This window comes from Pseudolysinimonas sp. (assembly GCF_039912695.1).
In the GTDB taxonomy this organism is placed as follows: domain Bacteria; phylum Actinomycetota; class Actinomycetes; order Actinomycetales; family Microbacteriaceae; genus Pseudolysinimonas_A.
In genome coordinates this window covers 38,270-59,354 of sequence record NZ_JBDSPJ010000016.1, presented here as the reverse complement: position 1 = coordinate 59,354, position 21,085 = coordinate 38,270, and the positions used below count along the sequence as shown (strand labels likewise).

The window sequence follows — 21,085 nt, the reverse complement described above, 5'->3', positions numbered from 1 at the left end:
AGCTGCAACATTTTCTCCACCCAGGATGAGGCAGCCGCGGCCGTCGCCGCCGGCCCCACCGGAACCCCGGAGGCACCCGCTGGCGTTCCGGTGTTCGCCTGGAAGGGCGAAACGCTCGAAGAGTACTGGTGGTGCACGTCCCAGATTTTCGACTGGAGCGCCGAGGCGAGTATTGCGGGAGAGAGCTGGGACGGCCCGAACCTGATCCTGGATGACGGCGGCGACGCAACCGTCCTGGTGCACAAGGGACTCGAGTTCGAGAAGGCTGGGGCTGTGCCGGTGGCAGGTGCATCCGACACCCACGAGTGGCGGGTGGTGCTTGACACCCTGCGCGACTCGCTCGCGGCGTCCGCTGACCGCTGGCAGCGTGTTGCGGCCGGCATCCTCGGTGTCACAGAAGAAACCACCACCGGTGTTCACCGACTGCACGAGCTGGCGAAAACCGGCGCGCTCCTGTTCCCGGCCATCAACGTCAACGACTCTGTCACCAAGTCGAAGTTCGACAACAAGTACGGCATCCGGCATTCGCTCCCGGATGGCCTCAACCGCGCCACCGACGTTCTCATCGGCGGCAAGGTGGCGTTCGTTGCCGGATACGGTGACGTCGGCAAGGGCGCTGCGGAGGCTCTCAGAGGCCAGGGTGCACGTGTGATCGTCGCGGAGATTGATCCGATCAACGCGCTCCAGGCGGCCATGGACGGTTACCAGGTCGCCCGCATCGAGAGCGTTCTCGACCAGGTCGACATCTGGGTCACCACCACCGGCAACGAGAACGTCATCACCATCGACCACCTGCAGGGCATGAAGCACCAGGCGATCGTCGCCAACGTCGGTCACTTCGACAACGAGATCGACATCGCCGGCCTCGAGAAGCTGGCCGGCGCCTCGCGGGTCGAGATCAAGCCCCAGGTGCACGAATGGAACCTGCCCAACGGCCGCAGCATCCTGGTTCTCAGCGAAGGCCGACTGATGAACCTCGGCAACGCGACAGGCCACCCGTCGTTCGTGATGAGCAACTCGTTCTCGAACCAGGTGCTTGCGCAGCTCGAACTGTTCACCAAGCGCTCCGAGTACCCGATCGGGGTCTACGTGCTGCCGAAGGTGCTCGACGAGAAGGTCGCCCGGCTGCATCTCGCCGCCCTCGGCGTCGAACTCACCGAGCTCACCGCGGAACAGGCCGCTTACATCGGTGTTCCGGTGAGTGGGCCGTACAAGGTCGACCACTACCGCTACTGAGGCCTGGGCTACCGAACCGGGAAGTCGTGCGGGGTTCCGCGTAGCGCGGGCTGGAGACGTACCAGACGCTCGCGCTCGATGCGGAGCGCCTCGGCCTCGCGTTCGCGTCGCACGACGGTAATCCCGGCGAGGAACAGTTCCGGCTCGACCGCGGGCACCGGGTGCACGTACTCGGCGGCTTCGCGAGCGAGTTCGTTCGAGAGGTAGGCGCGACGCGCACCGTCGTAGGTTGTGGCTTGCGCCAGAAACTGGCCGATGCGACGCGAAAGTTGGGTGGGCATCCGGGCGACGTCGACGATGGTCGCCCACCCCGCGAGCTGTGGCGGGATGCCGAACAACGGCAGCACTCGACCGCTGACCCGCTCGTACTGGCAGTAGGTGCCCGCAAGAAGGTCGCCGATGCGTTGAGTCCGAGGGGTCAGGAGCCCGGTGACCGCAGCCCCCCCACCGAGCGTGACGTAAAAGTCGACATAGCTGGCGAGAGCTCGGATGGCGGCATGCCGAAGGCCGATCGATCCGCCGTCGTTGCGCACGATGCGTCCGCCGATGACCAGTTTGCCGATCGACTTGCCCTTGGTGAGCGTCTCGATGGTCATCGGGATGGCGACCAGCCCGATGACCGGGATCGCCGTGAACAGGGCTTGGACAACCGCCGGTTCGGTGCCCAAATACGCCGCGACGAAACCGACGACGGTGAGGACCAAGATCAGAAATGCCACGTACACGAGAATGTCGATCAGCGCGCCGGCCGCGCGCAGCACAAATCCGGTGGGGTGCAGATCAAGCGCGACGGCCTCGCCGGTGAGCACTCCGTCTTCGCCCGGCGCGTAGTCGTCTATCCACTCCGAGTCCGGGTCGACCGCCATGTCGGTATCCTGACACCCGATGGACCTTGACGCCTATTCCGCCGCCCACCGTGCGGAATGGGATCGTCTTGCCGTTCTGGCTGGCAAGCGTCGCCTCGACGGCGCGGAGTCTGACGAGCTGATCGACCTTTACCAGTCGGGCGCTGCCCACCTCGCCGAGATCAAGTCGACGGTCGGCGAAACGGTGCAGGGCGACCACATCTCGCTCGCTCTCGCGAAGGCCCGAGTGCGCTTCACCGGCACCCCGACTAACCCGCTGCGGCAGCTCACCATCTTCTTCGCGCTGCAGTTGCCGGCAGCGATGTATCGCATCCGCTGGACGTCGCTGATCATCGCGGCGCTGACTGCTGGCATCGCCGTGGTTTACGGGGTGTGGTTCACCAACACGCCCGGACTGCTTGCGTCGCTCGGGTCCGAGGACGCCCGGCGACAGTACGCCGAAGAAGACTTTGTGAACTACTACTCGGAGAGTTCGACAGCGGGATTTTTCGGGCAAGTGTGGACCAACAACGCCCGGCTCACGGCGCTCGTCGTCATCTTTGGAATCACCGGGCTGTTCCCCGCGTACATGCTGTTCAACAACGCGCAGGGCCTTGGCGTCGACGCGGCGGTCATGAACGAGTTCGGGCGGCTCGACACGTTCTTCCTCTACATCGCGCCCCACGGCCAGCTCGAGCTGTACTCGATTTTCGTCGCGGGAGCCGCCGGGTTCCTGATCTTCTGGTCGTGGGTCTCGCCCGGTGCGCGCACCCGGCGACAAGCGCTCGCCGAAGACGGCCGGGCGTTCTTCACGATCGCGATCGGCCTGACCATCACGCTGCTGATGTCAGGAATCATCGAAGGCTTCGTGACGCGTCAAGAATGGATGCCGTGGCCGATCAAAATCGGGATCGGCACCTTCGCATTGCTGATCGTGCTCGTCTACCAGTGGGTCGTTGGCCGTCGCGCCTACAGATTGGGCGAACGCGGTGATGTGCTCGACGTCGACGCGGGCGCCAAAGAAATAGTCGTCGGGTAACCGCTACCCACCCCGCGACTTCCGACACTCTGGTTCGCGCATCCTGGCTTGCGGCGACATCCACTTTCCGTTTTCAGGAAGTTCTGTGGCCAGTGATGCAGATGGGGCGGATGTGGCCGCCCGGGTGATCGGCAGCCACATCCGCCCCACCCTTTCCTGAATTCGGAAAGGAGGATCGGGTCAAATCCACGTCTTGGCGACCCGTTACTTCTTGGAGAACAGCGACTTCCCGACGAAACCGGCGATGAGGGCGCCGATCAGGGGGGCGACGAAGAACACCCATACCTGCGCGAGCGAGTCGACTCCGCCGAAGACAGCCGTCGCGAGCGAACGGGCCGGGTTGAGCGATGCGTTGTCGATCGGGATCGCGATGAAGTGAAACAGCGCCAGCGAGAGACCGATCGCGAGGGGCGCGAAACCGGCGGCGGTCGAACCCTCAGCGGTGACGCCCAGGATGATCAGCACGAAGATCGCGGTGATGACGACCTCGACGATCAGCACGGTCAGCAGCGGGGCGTGGCCGTTGTCGAACCCGTTGGAAACACCCGCGAAGACCGTGGAGATTTTCTCGAGCGGCATCCCGGTCGACAACACGATCAGCCAGTGGATGAGCGCTGCGATCAGACCGCCGACGAGCTGCGCGGCGGCGTACGGCGGCACGTCTCTCCACGGCAACCGGCCGGCGGCGGCGGCTCCGACAGAGACGGCGGGGTTGAAGTGACCACCGGAGACGTGACCGACGGCGTAAACGCCAGCCAACACGGCGATGCCGACCGCGAGTCCGACGACGAGAGGCTTGGCCTCGCCGTTGTACCAAATGGCAACGCCGACGACGCCGAACACCAGAAGGAAGGTTCCGAAAGTCTCGGCGGTGAGACGACGGACGAAGGACGGGGTTGTGATTTCAGCCATGGCGACACGGTAGCGCTCGTGGCCACTCGGCGAGAGCGCGACCCGCTCCTAGGCGGGTCCTGCCCATGTCGACGTCTACAGCCGACCGGCAGCTTTCAATGCGAGGTACTTGTCTGCCAGTGCCGGAGGCAGATCGGCGGGTGGGGCAGTGACGACTTCCGCGCCGCCCTGGCGCAGCGCGGCGGCAACGCGGGCGATATCCAGCAGAGCGCGCTCAGCGGATGCCGCCCGGTAGACCTCGTTGCTGCCCGCGCGCTCCCGGGTGGCGCCCACGACATCCGGATCGGTAACAGCGGCAACGACCACGGTGTGCTTCCGCGCCAGGGTGGGCAGCATCGCCAGCAGCGGGCGTGAGGCGCCGGGGGTGTCGATCGGCGTCACGAGCACCACGAGCGCGTGCTGCGTGGTGATGCTGTCGATGAGGGTCGGGATGGCGCTCCAGTCGCCTTCGATGAGTTCCGGCTCGATCGGGGCGAGGGTGTCAACCATGCGGGCGAGCAGGTCAGCACCGATCGCACCCTGAACCCTGCCCCGGATGACGCGGTCGTGCACCAGCAGGTCGACGCGGTCGCCGGCCTGGGAGGCGAGTGCTGCGAGCAGTAGTGAGGCTTCAAACGCCGTGTCGAGGCGAGGTTCATCCGCGATGCGAGCGGCCGAGGTGCGGCTCGAGTCGATGACGATGATCACCCGGCGGTCGCGCTCCGGGCGCCAGGTTCGCACGACGAGTTTCATCTGCCCGCTCGCGGGGTCGCGGCGACGTGCTGTTGCACGCCAGTCGAGGGAGCGCACGTCATCCCCACTGACGTATTCGCGCAGCGAGTCGAACTCGGTGCCCTGGCCCCGCACCATCACTGAGGTGCGGCCGTCGAGTTCGCGCAACCGGGCGAGCCGCGAGGGCAGGTGTTTGCGGGAGTTGAACGGTGGCAGCACTCGCACGGCTCCGGAGAGCGGCATCGTACGCTGGCGCGCCGCGATCCGGAGCGGTCCAAAGGCGCGGACGGTCACGTGCGCTGCGCGACGTTCGCCACGCCGCGTCGGTCGCAATGTGGTCGTGATCACCACCCGCTCACCCGCGGGGATGTTGATGGCCTGCCGGTTCGGGCGAGCGCCGGCCGACGGTTCCCAGGCATCCCGAACGATGCCGTGCACGGGCCGCCGACCCAAGTTTGCCAGCGCGAGTCGGGCCGGGACGCTCTCCCCGAGTCGCACCCGGGCCGGCAGGTCGCGGGCGAGTTCGAGTGCCGCGGGCGATCCGGCCAGGGCGAGCTCGAAGGCGAGCACGACGACGAGCACCCCGCCCCAGATCGCGAGTCCGGGCAGTCCGCCGAAGAACACGACGGGAACCGCGCCGAGTGCGACGAGCGCCACAAACCATCCCGAGACGGCCACTGATCTAGATCTGTTCCGGTGCGAGCGGGGGCATTAGATCGGCACCTGCACCTGCTGAAGCACCGAACGCAGCACGGTGTCGGCCGAAACCCCTTCGAGTTCCGCTTCGGTCCGCAGTTGGATGCGGTGCCGCATCACCGGGATCGCCATCGTCTGAATGTGGTCGGGTGTCACACCGCTGGAACCGCTGAGCCACGCCCAGGCCCGCGCGGCGGCAACGAGAGCCGTCGTGCCACGGGGCGAGACGCCGAGTTTCACCGAGGGGCTCTGGCGGGTGCCGCGCGCCAGGTCGACCGCGTAGCCGAGAACATCCGGAGCCACGGTCACGGTCGCGACATCGGCTTGAGCCTTCGCCAGGGTCGCGGCGTCGAGTACCGGGTGCACGCCGGCGGCGGCGAGGTCGCGTGGGTTGAAGCCGTTTGCATGGCGGCTGGCAACCTCGAGTTCTTGCGCGCGTTCGGGCAGGTCGAGCACCAGTTTCAGCAGGAACCGGTCGAGCTGCGCCTCGGGCAACGTGTAGGTGCCTTCGTACTCGATCGGGTTCATCGTCGCCGCAACCAGGAACGGGGCCGGCAACTTGCGGGTGACGCCGTCGGCCGAGACCTGACGCTCTTCCATCGCCTCAAGCAGTGCCGACTGCGTCTTCGGGGGAGTGCGGTTGATTTCGTCGGCGAGCAGGATGTTGGTGAACACCGGGCCTTCGCGAAACTCGAACTGGCCCGACTTCGGGTCGTAGACCGCGGAGCCGGTGATGTCACCGGGCATCAGGTCGGGCGTGAACTGGATGCGCTTGGTGTCGAGGCTCATCGCCTGGCTGAGGGTGCGCACCAGGAGTGTCTTGGCGACACCGGGCACGCCCTCGAGCAGCACGTGGCCGCCGGCGAGCAGGGCGATCATCAGGCCGGTCACGGCGCCGTCTTGTCCGACGACAGCTTTACCGACCTCGGTGCGAACGGCGACCAGCGCGTCGCGAAGCTGGGAGTCGCCCGCAACGGCCGGGGCTGGCGGGGCTGCCGGCGCGCCCTGAGGCGGGGCGGCGGGTGCGGTGTCGGTCATGTCAGCCAATCTATTGAGAAGGGGCAGAGCTTTTAGGAGCGGGCGATCTTGATGACCTCCGCCTCCAGGCGGAGAAGTTCGTCAGAGAGGTTCACGAGGGCTGTGTCGGTTGCGGGGACCGCGTCGATCAGCAGGCCAGCCACCTCGGCGCGGGGGCGGCGCACGAGCGCGGCCACCGTATCCACCACGTCGTTGACGGTCGAGCGGCGAGGGAGGCCACACACCGTTGCGAGTCGAGCGATCGTGCCGATGCGCAGCGAGTCGAGGGCGTGGCCTCGAGCTCCCGCGCGTTCGTACAATCGGGCCCGACCTTCCATCGTTTCGTTGGAGCGCACGATCACCGGCAGCTTCTCGGCGACGAGAGGGCCGAAGCGACGGGCCCGCCAGAACGCCACGGCCAGCAGCAGCACCCCGCCGAGGATCAGCAGTGGTGTGAGCCAAGGCGGCGTGAGGTTGCGCGCATTCGTGGCGCCGGCACCGGCGTCGTAGTCCGAGAAGCCCGGGAGGTACCAGACGAGGTTCGGATCCTCGCCCAGAATGTTGAGGGCGAACGCCGCGTTTCCCGACTCCAGGATTGACCCGTTGGTGAATGACTGCGAAAAGCCGACGAGCGTCACCTGATCGCCCTGAGTCGTGGTCTGAACGGCGGCGTACGTGTCGGCCGCGTACTGGTAGCAGCCGAGCACGTCGTTATCGGCGTTCGAGACGTCGTACCCGTAGGACGAGATCGTCACGGCACGGGCCTGTTTCGCGGCGAACAGCATGCAATCGGTCGGGATGCGGCCCGACGTTCCGCTCGGCTCGAGCACGACGCCGGGCGCGTAGTCCGCGAGTTCGTCGTCGGACGGGTCGAGCACGACAATGCGGTGGGCCTGGTGCAGCAACGTCTGGCGCTGCTCCGACCCGAGCAGTTGGTAATAGTCGTAGACAACGATCGTCGTGTTGTCGGGGTCGTCGGTCGCGTCGAGCACCTCCGCGAGCGTCGTGGCCGAGGCCACGGTAACGCCCTGGTCACCCAGTACCTGTACCAGGGCACGAGCACCCTCCGGGCTGCCTGACGTTGGCGAGAGGAAGTTGTCGCCCCGCGCCGGCGGCCGGGTTGCGGCGAAGACCACAATGGCGACGATCGCGACCACAATCAGGGCGGCGATGCCGATCACCACCGAACGCATCGAGCGGGTTGGAGCCGACGTCGTGGCGGTAGGCGGTGCGATCGTCATCGCGACCTCGGAGCAGGCGAGGGCTCGACGTCGTCGAACGCGTCGACAGCTCGTGCCATGGGTTTGCGGGCCCCGCGCAGTTCGGTGGCGAGGGATGACATCCGCTCCCACTCGTCAGCGGTGCCAACGCGTCCGAGGTAGCGCACTCCGTCGAAGACGGCCGCGGCGACGCCGAGCCGTTCGGTGGTGGTGGGAAAGACCGCACCGGCCCGGCGGCCGAAGTCGCGCGCCGTGGTTCCCGGGAAGGTCTGAACGATTCCGCGCTCGGCCAGATCGCGGGCCATCGCGCGGAATGCCTCGACGACGGCGCTCGTGTAGTCACCTGCCGCGGCCGCCTTCTCTGCGGCGGTGCGGATCGAAACGGCACTGCGGTCGTCATCCTCGCCGAACAGGTCGCCGGTGACCTTGCTGCGGCGACGTAGTCGGGGAAGGCCGAAGATCCAGAAGGCGACGCCCAGGATCGCGACCAGGATGACGACGCCGATCACGACGCCAACGGTTCCTCCCGTGTTCGCGATTTGACCCGGACCTTCGGGCACCGAGGGGAGGTCCCACCAATCGGGTTGGGCCGGGGGCACGTAGGAGTTGTTTCCGAGCTCCTCTTGCAGCCACTCCCGGGCCTGGTCGTCGCCGGGATCGACCGGCACATCGATGGGCAGGCCCGCGATCATGCTGCGCCCCCGCCCGGGAACGGATCGGCGACCTTGACACCCCGTTGGCGGTCATCGACATAGCGCGCCAAAGCCAGGTCGAGGCCCTCCCGGCGCATCCGGGCATCGAGGTAGAGCAGGGCGCCGACGCCGCTCTGCAGCACGAGACCGAAAGCGCCGATGACGGTCGCCACCATGGTCGTGACCACCGTCGAGACAGCGTCGTAGATCGCGTAGTCGGCCTGCGTTCCGCCGTTCGGGAAGAGCAGCGGAAAGACCAGTCCCAGCAGCAGCTTCACCGGCTGGGCGAGCACTGCTGAGGCGATGCCGACCATCAGCCAAATGAGAAACTGCTGCCCGAACAGCCGCCACGATGATCCGCGCGACAGGCTCCACGAGCGGGCGATCGCGGCCCGGAGTTTCAGGCCTTCGAGAGTGATCGCTTCGCTCACGAAGCCCAGGCGGGCGAACAGGATGCCCACCCCGAGGATCAGCGCAATCGCCTCCCCGAAGCCGACCAGGGCGGCGAAGGTCGGACCGAGGTACGGGATGCTGGTGCCGACGCTCAGCACCGGGAGCGCCGCGAGCGCGAAGATCACGGCGCTCACCGCGAAGACGATCGTGGTCCAGACCGACAGCCGCGCGAGGCGGCCCTTCAACCGCCAGCGCAGGCCGCGGAACGAGACACGTTCGGCGACGATCGCCCGGGCGGTCGGAACGACGAAGATCCCGACCAGAAACGCGTTGGCGGTGAGGGCGAAGACGACCGGCACCCACGCTGCGAGTCCCGACAGGGTTGTGGATAACTGCGAGACCGCGACGTAGTCCTGGTAGTAGGAGCTATCGAGTGCCGCGAGCGGGCCGGCGGTGGCGACGTAGGTCACGAGAGCGGCGAGGGCGGTCGTGATGAGACTGATGACCAACGCCGGGCCGAGTGTGGTGCGGGGGGTTTTGCGCTGAAGGCGGAAGGGTGCGCTGACCACGGGCCCGAACCCGATCGGTCGAAGCGGCACGAGCCCCCGCTTCGGCGGCGGAGTCCAGCTGGGCCGACGGGAAATCTCGCCCTCGAGCGGCGCGAGCGTCACCGAGCGGGACGCGGTCGACGCCGGGAAACTCGGCGCTTGCCACGCATCGCCTATCGAGTCGCGCGAGGCCCCCGATCCGCTGTCGTCCACTGAAGTCCTTCCCTGTCGGCGACTCACGGTCATGTTCTCACGCTCAACGCTCCGGCGGCCTCGACTATTCTGGGGCGCACGATGAACGCACGCATTCTGGTAGTCGACGATGACTCCGCAATCGCCGAGATGATCGGCATCGTTCTGCGTGCCGAAGGGTACGAACCGTCGTTCGCGGCTGACGGCGCGGCGGCCCTGGCATCCTTCCACGCGACCAACCCCGACCTGGTGCTTCTCGACCTCATGCTGCCCGGGATCGACGGTATCGAGGTGTGCGCCCAGATTCGCGCCGAGAGTGGTGTGCCGATCATCATGCTCACGGCCAAGGGCGAGACCACGGATGTCGTGCGCGGCCTCGAGAGCGGCGCCGACGACTACGTGGTGAAGCCCTTCGACCCGAAGGAGCTGGTCGCCCGCGTTCGCACCCGGCTGCGCCCGACGCCGGTATCCGACACCGACACGGTGGCCATCGGCGATCTGGTGATCGATGTCGCTGGCCACGAGGTGCGTCGCGGAGGTGCGCGCATCAATCTGACTCCGCTCGAGTTCCAGCTACTGTTGGCGCTCGCTGCCAAGCCGCAGCAGGTGTTCACGCGCGAGATGCTGCTCGAACAGGTGTGGGGTTACCACTACAAGGCCGATACCCGACTGGTGAACGTGCACGTGCAGCGCTTGCGCGCGAAGGTTGAGCACGATCCCGACAACCCGCGCATTGTCACCACCGTTCGCGGTGTTGGCTATCGCGCCGGCGCGGTCACCTGACCCTCAGCTCCCGCACGCCGATGGTGCTGCGGTTCGACTGGCGGGGGCTTCTCGACCGCGCCATTCGACAGTGGCGCGGGTCGTTGCAGTTGCGCACGGTTGCCTTGACCCTCGTGCTCTCGGCGCTTGCAGTGACTGTCGTTGGCGGTTACATCGTCACGAGCGTTCAGGCGAACCTCTTCGATCAGAACCAGCGTCAGGTGGTGGCCGAAGCCGGCCGTGCTGCTGTAGCTGCGCAAAAGGTGTTTACGACGGCTGAAGAATCCGGTGGCACCGACGACCTCGAGCAGGTGAAGAGCGACGCGACTAAGGCGGTGCAGAACATCACCTCGACGACCCCGTTGATCGGGATCCTGCGGGCCCCCGGACAGACCGGTCAGGCACCGCTCATCGATTCGGTGAGCGAAGGCTTCTCGCCGCAGACGATGGTGAGTTCCGACCTTCGCGCCACGGTCGACGCGTCCGAGCAGGATGTCGCCTCGTGGCAGTCGATTGCGATTCCCAACGACACCGCCGTCGACCCGGGCATCATCGTCGGCACCCTCCTGCACCTTCCGCAGGGCGAGCAGTACGAGCTCTACATCGTCTACAACCTCCGCCCGGTGCAAGACACCCTCGACTTCGTGCAGGGCTCACTGCTGCTCGCCGGGGTCGCACTCGTGTTGCTGATCGGGGCGGTGGCGTACCTCGTGGTGCGGCTTGTCGTGGGGCCGGTGCGGGTCGCTGCCGAGGCGAGCGAGAAACTCGCCGCCGGCGAACTCGAATCTCGGCTTCCCGAGGATGGCGACGATGAACTCTCCACCCTCGCGCGTTCCTTCAACCGGATGGCCGACAGCCTCCAAAGTCAGATCGGGCAGCTCGCCGACCTGTCGCGCGTTCAGCAGCGGTTCGTGTCGGATGTCTCGCACGAACTGCGGACCCCGCTGACCACCATCCGGATGGCCGGCGAGATGCTCTACGACCAGCGGAAGGGATTTCCGGCGGCAACCGCGAGAACAGCTGAGCTGCTGCACACTCAGACTCAGCGGTTCGAGTCACTCCTCGCCGACCTGCTCGAGATGAGCCGGTACGACGCCGGTGCCGTGCAGCTCGAATTGGAGCCAACCAACCTGGTACGCCTCGCCGAGGACGCGATCGAGACGGTCGAACCCCTCTCTCGCGAGAAGCACACCGAGATCCGACTCATCGCGCCCGGCGGCTATTTTGAGGCCGATGTCGATGCGCGCCGCGTGCGCCGCGTTCTGGTCAATCTGCTGGGCAATGCGATCGACCACGGCGACGCGAAGCCGATCGACGTCTACGTCGACAGCGATGAGGATGCCGTGGCGATCGCCGTGCGCGACCACGGCATCGGCATGGTCGACGCCGAGATGCAGCACGTCTTCGACAGGTTCTGGCGCGCCGACCCGTCGCGGCAGCGCTCGACCGGAGGCACGGGCCTGGGCCTCGCGATCTCACTAGAAGACGCGACGGTTCACGGCGGTGCGCTGGAGGTGTGGTCAGAGCCCTCCCAGGGCAGCTGTTTCCGCCTGACCCTCCCGCGGCGACGAGGCGACGAGCTGACCGGGTCGCCGCTGGGTCTGCCGCCGGAGGAGAACCCGTGATCCGCCAGCGTCTCGGGCTCGTTCCGCTGCTGGGTCTTGCCGTGCTGCTCGCCGGGTGTGTCGGCATCCCCACGTCGGGATCGGTGCAGAGTGCCGAAATCAAGGTTGATTCAGACGAAAACCCACAGGTTTCCCTTCCCGACCATCCCACCTCGGGTCAGTCGCAGGAGGAGATCCTGCAGGGGTTCATTCGAGCCGGCCGGGGACCCCAGAACGGGTTCAACGTCGCCAAAGAGTTTCTCGCCCCCAAGGCCGAGTGGAGCGGCACGGCTCAGGTGCTGATCACGTCGAGCGCGATCGCTCCGGTGCGCACGGGCGAGGACACGTTGACGATCACGGTGGACGTCACGGCCGAGGTCGATGCCACGGGTCGGTATGTCGCGCTCGCGGTGCCGTCGACCCAAACCCTGACCTATGTCTTCAGCGTTGTCGACGGCGAGAACCGCATTCTGACGGCCGCGCCCGGGATTGTGCTCACTCCGGGCGGCTTCACCGGCGCCTTCGATTCGCATCCGCTGTATTTCTTCGACCCGTCGTTCCGGTACTTGGTTCCCGATCTTCGCTGGTTCCCGGCCGTGCGTGCGGCGGCCGATCGCATCGTGAGTGAGTTGCTGACCGGGCCGTCGCCCCTGATCAGCTCGCCCGTGACGATCTCGGCGTTCCCTCTGGGCACGGTCGGGCAGGCCGACCTGGCGGCACCGCGAGTCAGTGTCGATCTGTCGGCAAGTGTCGGGGCGGAGTCGCCGATCACGCAGCGTCGGATGATCCAGCAGCTCACTGCGAGCCTGGTGACCCTGCCGAACGTTGGCGAGGTTGTGGTGACGGCAGGCGGGCTCTCACTCGCTCCGGCGCCCGAGTCGCTCATCCCGGACTCGCAATATCAGGTGCGTGATCCGATCGGCGAGGTGAACGGGCAATTCGGCACGATCGTTCTCGACGGGATCACGGCGCTTCCCAGTATCGGGAACCGAATCGATGCTCTGCAGCCTGTTGCCGTATCGCTGTCGCGAACTCGTGACACCGCCGTCGTGCTCGGCGCCGGCGGTGTTTCCATCGTGGGGCCAACCGGCGACCCGGTCGTCGTCGACAAGCGCCCGGGACTTGTGACTCCGACGATTGATCCGCAGGGGTACGCGTGGTCGGTGCCGGCGAATCAGCCGGACGGATTGATTGCGGTGGGAGCCGACGGCACCTCGCATTCCGTCCCACTCGACGCCGACGGCACTGTGATTGCGATCGAGTTGTCGCGCGACGGGACGCGCCTTCTGGCGGGGCTTTCGACGCCGGATGGCCCCCGACTGTTCGTGGCCGGTGTTCAGCGCGACGCTAACCTCGCGCCTGTCGCGCTGAGTTCCCCGCTCGAGTTGCGGCAGAGCGATCCGATCCTCGACGTGGCCTGGCTCGACGGCTCGACGGTGGCGATCCTCTCGGCGGGTGTAGCCGGCTCGCGGGTCGACGTCATCCCGCTCGGGGGACCTGAGGTGAGCCTTGGACCTGTCGAGAACGGCGTCCAGATCGTCGGCGGCAACCTCCAAGAGGGCCTGCGGGTGCTGTCGTCCGACGGCTCGGTGCTGCGTCCGAGCAGCGCGGGCGGCTGGGTCAACACCGGGTTCAGGGCGTCCTTCCTAGGCACCCAGCAGTAGGCCGCTCCCCAGCTCTCGGCGCCAACGTCATTTCGTGCGACGTTGCGGCGCAGGGTGAGGGAATGCTCGACCGGCTCGTATCGGCCCTGGCGTATCTGTTTCCGGTGCCGTGCGCGGGGTGTGGCCGCGAGGGCCGCGCTCTCTGCGGCGACTGTGCGGCACGACTTCGACCCGAGCCGATCTCGCACGATGTGGCCGGGGTCGGCACCGTGTGGTCGGCGCTGCGCTACGAAGGCGTCACTCGGGATGTCGTACTCGCGGTCAAAGAGGGCGGCCGACCGGGACTGGTCTCAACTCTCGCGCGACCGTTCGCGGCGGCCGTCGACGCGGCACTCGCGTCGCAGCCGAACGCGATCCTCGTGCCGGTGCCACCTTCGAGGGCATCCCGTCGCCGCCGCGGGTTTGACCCGGTCGAGCTGCTCGCAACGCGCGCAGGAGTGCTGCTCACCCCGGTGTTTGCACCGGCAGCGCCGCATCCCGTGCAAAAGGGTCTCGACGTGCTCGAACGTTCCCGCAACCTCGACGGGGTATTCGCCCTGCGACGAACCGTGGCGGGATGTCGGGTGCTGCTGGTCGACGACCTGGTCACCACCGGATCCACCCTGCGAGCCGCCGCCGACGTGCTCGGCGCGGGCCAGGCTCGAGTGCTCGGTGCGGTCACCCTCGCGGCCACTCCCCGGTTCGACGGACGCTCGAGCGGCACTCTCAGCCGATCTTCGTGATGTTCCCGTGACATCCCGAGGGAGCGGGGCTACGGTGGGGCCAAAGGCGCCGCCGAGCAGGCAGCCTCTGCCGGCGGACGCCACGCTTGAGTGAGCACGAACGAGCAGGAGGGTGCGCATGGACATCACCATCACCGGTCGCGGAGTCGAGATTCCCGATCGCTTTGAGGATTACGCCACCGAGAAGGCCGACAAGGTCGCGCATCTCGCTGACAAGGCCCTGGCCCTCGAGATTCGCGTGATCCGCCACCATGAGACCGGTGGCTCGACGGGCAGTGACCGAGTCGAACTCACCCTCATCGGCCCGGGCCCCATCGTGAGAGCCGAAGCCGCCGGCCTCGACAAGTACGCGGCCTTCGATATCGCCATGGACAAGCTTCTCGAGCGCCTTCGCCAGGCCAAGGATCGTCGCAAGGTTCACCACGGACAGCACGCCCCCGCCTCGATGCAGCAGACCACGAGCAATGGCAGGATTGCCGACCTCGTGCCGGCGAGCCCTGAAGTGATGGCGGCAGTCGCCACCGGCGAGATCCCGATCGTGCTCGCGCAGGAGGATGCGGAGTGGACGCCGGTCGTCATCCGCAACAAGGTTTTTCCCGAGTCGCGGATGACACCCGAGGACGCGCTCGACCATATGGAACTGGTCGGCCACGACTTCTTCCTGTTCGTCGATTCGGTCACCGATCGGCCCAGCGTCGTCTACCGCCGCAAGGGGTGGCAGTACGGGGTCATTTCCCTTGAGGCGCAGGTAGATGAGGTCGCCGCGCGCCGTCGGCGGTAAGCGGCCCGTCGGCCGAGACGGCCGTCGGCGCTGGCGCCGCGGCGGAGGCGCGAAAGCGCCTCCGCTCTCAGCGAAGCGCGCGCGGCTCTCAGGAAGGCCAAACGCTACGCTTGCTACTGTTACGCGGCGATAACGGCGGGCCTTACATGTGCCCGCGTCAGAACGAGTGGGAGTACCCGTGGCCAACGTCTTGGAGAGAGTCCTTCGTGTCGGGGAGGGTCGTACCCTTCGCAAATTGAAGCGCTACGCCGAGGCGATCAACCACCTCGAGGAGCACTTCGAGGATCTGACCGACGACGAACTGCGCGCGGAGACCGTGCAGTTCCGCGACCGCTTCGCCGACGGTGAGTCGCTCGACGACCTGCTGCCGGAGGCTTTCGCCGCCGTCCGCGAAGCCGCCAAGCGAACCCTCGGGATGCGGCCCTTCGACGTGCAGTTGATGGGCGGCGCAGCCCTCCACCTCGGCAACATCTCTGAGATGAAGACCGGTGAGGGCAAGACCCTGACCGCAACGACCGCCGCCTACCTCAACGCGATCGCCGGCCAGGGCGTTCACGTCGTCACGGTTAACGACTACCTCGCCTCGTACCAGTCGGAGCTGATGGGCCGCGTGTTCCGCGCCCTCGGCATGACGACCGGCTGCATCCTCTCCGGTCAGAGCCCGGCCGAACGCCGAGAGCAGTACGCCGCCGACGTCACGTACGGCACCAACAACGAGTTCGGCTTCGACTACCTGCGCGACAACATGGCCTGGCAGACGGCCGACATGGTGCAGCGCGGTCACTACTACGCGATCGTGGATGAGGTCGACTCGATCCTCATCGATGAGGCCCGGACCCCGCTCATCATTTCGGGTCCGGCCTCGGGCGAGGCAAACCGCTGGTTCGGCGAATTCGCCAACATCGCGAAGCGACTCATCGACGGCGAAGACTACGAGGTCGACGAGAAGAAGCGCACCGTTGGCGTGCTCGAACCCGGCATCGAAAAGGTCGAGGACTACCTCGGCATCGACAACCTGTACGAGTCGGCGAACACCCCGCTGATCTCGTTCCTCAACAACTCGATCAAGGCGAAGGCCCTGTTCAAGCGCGACAAGGACTACGTCGTGATGAACGGCGAGGTGCTGATCGTCGACGAGCACACCGGCCGCATCCTGGTCGGTCGTCGCTACAGCGAGGGCATCCACCAGGCGATCGAGGCGAAAGAGGCCGTTCAGGTCAAGGCCGAGAACCAGACCCTGGCGACCGTCACGCTGCAGAACTACTTCCGCCTGTACAAGAAGCTCTCCGGCATGACCGGTACCGCCGAGACCGAAGCAGCCGAGTTCATGGCGACCTACAAGCTGGGCGTCATCCCGATCCCAACCAACAAGCCGATGATCCGCGTCGACAACACCGACCTGGTTTACAAGAACGAGGCGATCAAGTTCGGGCAGGTCGTCGAAGACATCGTCGACCGGCACCGCACCGGCCAGCCGATTCTGGTGGGAACGACGAGCGTCGAGAAGAGCGACGAGCTCTCGCGCCTGCTCGCCAAGCGCGGCATCAAGCACGAGGTGCTGAACGCGAAGAACCACGCCCGCGAAGCGGCGATCGTCGCCCAGGCCGGCCGGCTCGGCTCGGTCACCGTCGCGACCAACATGGCCGGTCGTGGTACCGACGTGATGCTCGGCGGCAACGCGGAGTTCCTCGCCACCGCCCGCCTGCACGAGCGCGGGCTCTCGCCGGTCGAGACCCCCGACGAGTACGAAGCCGCCTGGGATGACGTGTTCGCCCAGACCAAGCGTGAGGTCGAAGCAGAAGCGACGAAGGTCGTGGATGCCGGCGGCCTCTACGTGCTCGGCACCGAGCGTCACGAGTCACGCCGCATCGACAACCAGTTGCGTGGTCGCTCCGGTCGTCAGGGCGACCCGGGGGTGAGTAAGTTCTACCTCTCGTTGCAAGACGACCTGATGCGCCTGTTCAACGCCGGCGCGGTGGAGAGTCTGCTCGGACGATCCGGTCTGCCCGAAGATATGGCGATCGAGAATAAGTTTGTGGCTCGAGCGATCCGTTCGGCGCAGTCGCAGGTCGAAGGCCGCAACGCCGAGATCCGCAAGAACGTGCTCAAGTACGACGATGTGCTCAACCGCCAACGTGACGCGATCTACACCGACCGCCGTCACATCCTCGAGGGCGACGACCTGCACGAGCGCGTGCAACAGTTCTTGGACCGGGTGCTCACCGAAGTCCTCGACGAGCACACGACCGAGGGCACCAGCGACGACTGGGATCTCGAGGCGCTGTGGGTTGAGTTGAAGACGCTCTACCCGGTCTCGATCACGATCGACGAAGTGCTCAGTGAGGTCGGCAACAAGGGCCGACTGAGCGCGAAGCGGCTCAAGGAAGAGATCCTGTCCGACGCGCACGTCGCGTACCGCAAGCGTGAAGAGCAACTCGGTGCGCCCGCGATGCGTGAACTCGAACGTCGCGTCGTGCTCTCGGTGATCGACCGCAAGTGGCGCGATCACCTCTACGAGATGGACTACCTCAAAGACGGCATCGGTCTGCGTGCCATGGCGCAGCGCGACCCGTTGGTCGAATACCAGCGCGAAGGCTTCGCGCTGTTCCAGAGCATGATGGGCGCCATCCGCGAGGAGGCCGTCGGCTTCCTGTTCAACCTCGACGTTCAGGTGAACGGCGATCAAGGTCAGCCCGCTGTTGCGGCGCGCGGCCTCGCCGGTGAGCAGGCGCCGCAAAACCTCTCGTACTCGGCGCCCAATGCCGACGCGCAAGGCGAGGTCGAGGTGCGTAACCAGCGCGGCCAGGTCGAGCAGCGGGCAACCGCTCTCGCCCAGCAGCAGGCGGCGCAGCAGGCCGCAGGGTTCGCCCGTCAGGCTCCCGCGCAACCGCAGCAGCCCCAGCGACCCGGAGCAGCACCCGCGGCCCAGGGTCAGCAGCAGCGCGGGGCGTTCGGGCAGCGTGCCGAAGGTGCCGCTCCGGCGCCGCAGAACCGGGCCGAACGACGCGCGCAGGAGAAGCGCAAGTAGGTTCGCGCTGACCCTGGCCCCTACGCTGGCGCCATGTTCCCGTACGGGGTCGCCAGCGGCGACGTAACGCACGACTCGATCGTGCTCTGGGCAAAGACGATACCGGGCACCGAGGTGACCTGGTGGTGTGAACCCGAGGGCGGGGCGCGGCTCACCGGAGTCGTGTTGAGCGACCCGACGACCGGATCGGTGCATCTGCCGCTGATCGACCTCGTGGCCGGGTCGCGCTATCGCTACGGGTTCACGGCCGCGGACGGAACGACGAGCGACGAGGGCCGGTTTCGCACCATCCCGATCGATCGCGCGGTGCGGTTCGCGGTGGTGTCGTGCGCGAAGTACAACTCCGGGTTCTTCAACGCCTACCGGGCGCTGGCGGCGATGGATGACATCGACTTCGTGCTGCACCTCGGCGACTACATCTACGAAGCCGCCCAGGTGCCCACCGGCAAGCAGACGCCGGGGATCGACATCGGCCGGCCGATGGATCCGCTCGGCGACTGCATGACGGCTGCCGACTACGACCGCCGCTACGCGCTCTACCGCAGCGATCCCGACCTGCAGAAACTGCATCGTGCCTTCGCGATGGTGGCAACGATCGACGACCACGAGCTCTCCGACAACGCCTGGTTGGGTGGCGCTCAGGAACACGACGACGCGAAGGATGGGTCGTGGCAGGCCCGCTCCGAGGCGGCGATGGATGTCTGGAGCGACTGGATGCCGACCATGCGGCGTCCGACCCGCGGCGACCACATCTGGCAAGAGATCGACCTGGGAATCGCCGGTCGCATCCTGCTGTGTGAGACCCGACTGGCCCGCACCAATCCCGAGACGCCACACACGAAGGCCTCGACAGCGCTCGGGCTGGAGCAACGGGCCTGGGTGCTCGACCGCCTCGCGACGCCGCACCCGGGCTGGACCTACCTCGCCGTGCCCTCGATGCTCTCCGACCTCGACGCGGCACTTGGCGATGAAGAAGCGCTGTTTGCGCTGCGCAAGCTGAAGATGGCCGAGGCTGACGCGCTGGTCTCGTTCCACGACCTCTGGGACAGTTTCGACTTTGAGCAAGACTCCTTGATGGATGCCGTGGGGCGCGACCCGCACGCTGTGGCGCTCAGCGGCGATGTGCACTTCTCGGCCGAGCATCGCCACGATCTGCGCGCCGGCGAGTTCGTCGAGTGGACCGTGACCTCAATCACGTCACCGAACCTCGACGACAAGATGGGCTGGCCGCGCGGCGCCGAGTCACGCAACTACGAGGCGGCGTTTCTGCGCAACCTTCCCGCGATGACCTGGTGCGACCTCGACAGCCACGGCTTTTTGGCGATCGACGCGAACCCCGACTACACATCGTGCCAGTGGTGGTACGTCGACACGGTTGCGGAGTTCAGCGATGGCCTCGGGATGGGTCATCAGGTGACGATCCCCGCCCGTCCGGATGGCACCGAGGCTTCGGACGCCCGCTAGAGGCAGATCCCGCTAAAGAACGTGAACGGCGGTCGCCCGCCAGCGCCGATCGAGACCCTCGAGGCGGAAGGCGACCACCCTCACCCGCGCTCGGCCACGCACGACGACCGACGCCTCGACGACGCTATCGCGGGGTTCGCAGACAATGATCGACCCGATCGCGAAGGTGGGGCGCAGCACGGCGGCACCTTTTGCCTGCCGCGCCCGGCTCGAGATCACGACCCGCTTCAGCAGGTGGCGGTAAACGTCGTCGCTCAGCCATCGTGCAATCTGGTCGAGTTCACGCGCGCCGGCCAGGATCTCGATGACGCAGCGCGTGAGGTTCTCGAGCAGCGGCCGCGGGTCGGGCAACGATGCCGACGGTGTCGGCTGCTGGTCGAAGAAATCGTCGGCGTGGAACCGCGGGGTGAGTGCTCGCGCCGCGGTGCCGTCGAACGCCTCGCCCTCGAACGCGGTGCCCTCGAACGAGTGATCTGTGACCAACAGTGCAATCGACATCCCGTTGCCTCCCCTGAATGGGTTCCGGTTGTGCCCCGCATGGGGGACGAATGCCAACATCATGCTGGGATTCGGACAGGTCTGTCGAGGGGAACAACCACCCTGTGGATAACCTCGCGGCGCCATCGCGGCGCGTGGCTAGCGTCGCCGCGTGCGCTGGCAGAACCTCTTCGACGACCTCGAGAGCCAGCTCGAGTCTGAACTCGGCGCGGAAGAGGTCGACCTTCTCGCCGAGGAGGAGCGGCTGCGCCTGGGTCGACTTGGCCTGCGTGACCGGATCCGCGCCATTCACGACGCCCGTTTGCGCACACCGCTGGGGCTCACCGTACGCGGCGGGGAGCACGTCGATATCGTGCCGGCGGCGGTGGGGCGCGACTGGGTGGCGGGCGAGCTCGCGACGGGCGAACTGCGGTCGGCGATCATCCCGCTCTGGGCGCTCACAGCGATCGTGCCGAACGCCGAACAACTCGCGGCCAGCCTTCGGGTCGAGCCAGCGCCGGAGCCCCCGACGGCCCTCTCCGCACGACTCGGGCTGGCGTTTGTGCTGCGTGACCTGTGTCGCCGCAGGGCCGCCGTCGAACTGCTGCTGGGCCCCGAGCGGGCTCACGGCACGATCGATCGAGTTGGCCGAGATCACCTCGACCTCGCCGAGCACCCGGTTGGAGAACCCCGTCGCACGGCCGCGGTGTCGCGGGTGAGACTCGTCGCGTTCAGCGCGATCGACGTGCTGCGGTTCTGACCCGGCGGTGACCTGAGCGGCTCAGCGCTCGATGAACAGCTCGGCGACGTCGGCGTATTCGGCCTGCTGCCAGAGTCCGCGCCGGCGGTTCTCTTCGTACTTGCCGTCGATGTAGGCCTGAAGGACGGTTGTCTCGACCCGCCAGTGTCCGGCGCCGCCGACCTTGATCGCGGGCAGCTCGCCCGACCGCACGAGCGCGTAGGCCTGGCTCAGCGAGATCGCGAGCACCTCGGACGTATCGGCGAGGGTGAGGAAGCGCGCGAGTGCGGCGGGGTCGGATGCCGTCATGCCTCGATTATGCGCCCGGGGTCACAGCTCACGG

19 protein-coding genes are annotated in these 21,085 nt (G+C 66.9%); 10 read left to right on the top strand and 9 right to left on the bottom strand.

Annotated features, from left to right (window positions below; genetic code table 11):
- Nucleotides 1–1,236: adenosylhomocysteinase (locus ABIR17_RS06465; protein WP_348003558.1), on the top strand; the 1,236-nt coding region annotated here is incomplete at its 5' end.
- An 8-nt stretch (nt 1,237–1,244) separates the two neighbouring features.
- Here ABIR17_RS06465 and ABIR17_RS06460 read toward each other — a convergent pair.
- On the bottom strand, nt 1,245–2,102 hold the full coding sequence (locus ABIR17_RS06460) for an RDD family protein (RefSeq protein WP_348003557.1): 858 nt from the start codon (nt 2,100–2,102) through the stop codon (nt 1,245–1,247).
- A gap of 19 nt (nt 2,103–2,121) precedes the next feature.
- Between ABIR17_RS06460 and ABIR17_RS06455 the strand changes: the two genes are divergently transcribed.
- Complete coding sequence (locus tag ABIR17_RS06455) at nt 2,122–3,120, top strand: stage II sporulation protein M (protein WP_348003556.1); 999 nt, start codon at nt 2,122–2,124, stop codon at nt 3,118–3,120.
- A gap of 204 nt (nt 3,121–3,324) precedes the next feature.
- Here ABIR17_RS06455 and ABIR17_RS06450 read toward each other — a convergent pair whose 3' ends face one another.
- The 6 genes from ABIR17_RS06450 to ABIR17_RS06425 form a co-directional block, all read right to left on the bottom strand.
- Nucleotides 3,325–4,032 carry an aquaporin gene (locus ABIR17_RS06450; protein WP_348003555.1) on the bottom strand — a complete coding sequence of 236 codons (708 nt, stop codon included), beginning with the start codon at nt 4,030–4,032 and terminating at the stop codon, nt 3,325–3,327.
- Between the two features lie 75 nt (nt 4,033–4,107).
- Complete coding sequence (locus ABIR17_RS06445; protein WP_348003554.1) at nt 4,108–5,421, bottom strand: DUF58 domain-containing protein; 1,314 nt, start codon at nt 5,419–5,421, stop codon at nt 4,108–4,110.
- 33 nt (nt 5,422–5,454) lie between these two features.
- Nucleotides 5,455–6,477 (bottom strand): MoxR family ATPase, encoded by a 1,023-nt coding sequence (locus ABIR17_RS06440; protein ID WP_348003553.1) that lies wholly within the window; start codon nt 6,475–6,477, stop codon nt 5,455–5,457.
- Nucleotides 6,478–6,509: 32 nt separating this feature from the next.
- Complete coding sequence (locus ABIR17_RS06435) at nt 6,510–7,697, bottom strand: DUF4350 domain-containing protein (RefSeq protein WP_348003552.1); 1,188 nt, start codon at nt 7,695–7,697, stop codon at nt 6,510–6,512.
- Complete coding sequence (locus ABIR17_RS06430; RefSeq protein WP_348003551.1) at nt 7,694–8,368, bottom strand: DUF4129 domain-containing protein; 675 nt, start codon at nt 8,366–8,368, stop codon at nt 7,694–7,696. The genes ABIR17_RS06435 and ABIR17_RS06430 overlap by 4 nt, the downstream gene beginning before the upstream one ends.
- Entirely contained in the window at nt 8,365–9,522 is a 1,158-nt protein-coding gene (locus tag ABIR17_RS06425; RefSeq protein WP_348003550.1) for a hypothetical protein, read from the bottom strand. The genes ABIR17_RS06430 and ABIR17_RS06425 overlap by 4 nt, the downstream gene beginning before the upstream one ends.
- 81 nt (nt 9,523–9,603) lie before the next feature.
- On the opposite strand from ABIR17_RS06425, the gene mtrA reads away from it, so the two are divergent.
- From mtrA to ABIR17_RS06390, 7 genes are all read left to right on the top strand, one after another.
- Nucleotides 9,604–10,284 (top strand): MtrAB system response regulator MtrA, encoded by a 681-nt coding sequence (gene mtrA / locus ABIR17_RS06420; protein WP_348003549.1) that lies wholly within the window; start codon nt 9,604–9,606, stop codon nt 10,282–10,284.
- A 20-nt stretch (nt 10,285–10,304) separates the two neighbouring features.
- Nucleotides 10,305–11,888, top strand: coding sequence for an MtrAB system histidine kinase MtrB (gene mtrB / locus ABIR17_RS06415; RefSeq protein WP_348003548.1), 1,584 nt, complete (start codon nt 10,305–10,307; stop codon nt 11,886–11,888).
- Complete coding sequence (locus tag ABIR17_RS06410) at nt 11,885–13,531, top strand: LpqB family beta-propeller domain-containing protein (RefSeq protein ID WP_348003547.1); 1,647 nt, start codon at nt 11,885–11,887, stop codon at nt 13,529–13,531. The genes mtrB and ABIR17_RS06410 overlap by 4 nt, the downstream gene beginning before the upstream one ends.
- Before the next feature lie 62 nt (nt 13,532–13,593).
- On the top strand, nt 13,594–14,253 hold the full coding sequence (locus ABIR17_RS06405) for a phosphoribosyltransferase family protein (protein WP_348003546.1): 660 nt from the start codon (nt 13,594–13,596) through the stop codon (nt 14,251–14,253).
- A 118-nt stretch (nt 14,254–14,371) separates the two neighbouring features.
- On the top strand, nt 14,372–15,034 hold the full coding sequence (raiA, locus tag ABIR17_RS06400) for a ribosome-associated translation inhibitor RaiA (protein WP_348003545.1): 663 nt from the start codon (nt 14,372–14,374) through the stop codon (nt 15,032–15,034).
- 178 nt (nt 15,035–15,212) lie between these two features.
- Complete coding sequence (secA, locus tag ABIR17_RS06395) at nt 15,213–18,062, top strand: preprotein translocase subunit SecA (protein ID WP_348003544.1); 2,850 nt, start codon at nt 15,213–15,215, stop codon at nt 18,060–18,062.
- A 33-nt stretch (nt 18,063–18,095) separates the two neighbouring features.
- The gene (locus tag ABIR17_RS06390; RefSeq protein ID WP_348003543.1) at nt 18,096–19,526 is read left to right on the top strand and encodes an alkaline phosphatase D family protein; all 1,431 of its coding nucleotides are present in this window, start codon (nt 18,096–18,098) and stop codon (nt 19,524–19,526) included.
- Between the two features lie 12 nt (nt 19,527–19,538).
- Here ABIR17_RS06390 and ABIR17_RS06385 read toward each other — a convergent pair whose 3' ends face one another.
- Complete coding sequence (locus ABIR17_RS06385) at nt 19,539–20,024, bottom strand: Rv3235 family protein (RefSeq protein ID WP_348003542.1); 486 nt, start codon at nt 20,022–20,024, stop codon at nt 19,539–19,541.
- Nucleotides 20,025–20,175: 151 nt separating this feature from the next.
- On the opposite strand from ABIR17_RS06385, the gene ABIR17_RS06380 reads away from it, so the two are divergent.
- Nucleotides 20,176–20,763 (top strand): hypothetical protein, encoded by a 588-nt coding sequence (locus ABIR17_RS06380; RefSeq protein ID WP_348003541.1) that lies wholly within the window; start codon nt 20,176–20,178, stop codon nt 20,761–20,763.
- 21 nt (nt 20,764–20,784) lie between these two features.
- Here the strand turns inward: ABIR17_RS06380 and ABIR17_RS06375 are convergent, their stop codons facing one another.
- A complete protein-coding gene (locus ABIR17_RS06375; RefSeq protein ID WP_348003540.1) occupies nt 20,785–21,051 on the bottom strand; it encodes a helix-turn-helix domain-containing protein in 267 nt (88 codons plus the stop codon).
- Between the last annotated feature and the right edge of the window lie 34 nt (nt 21,052–21,085).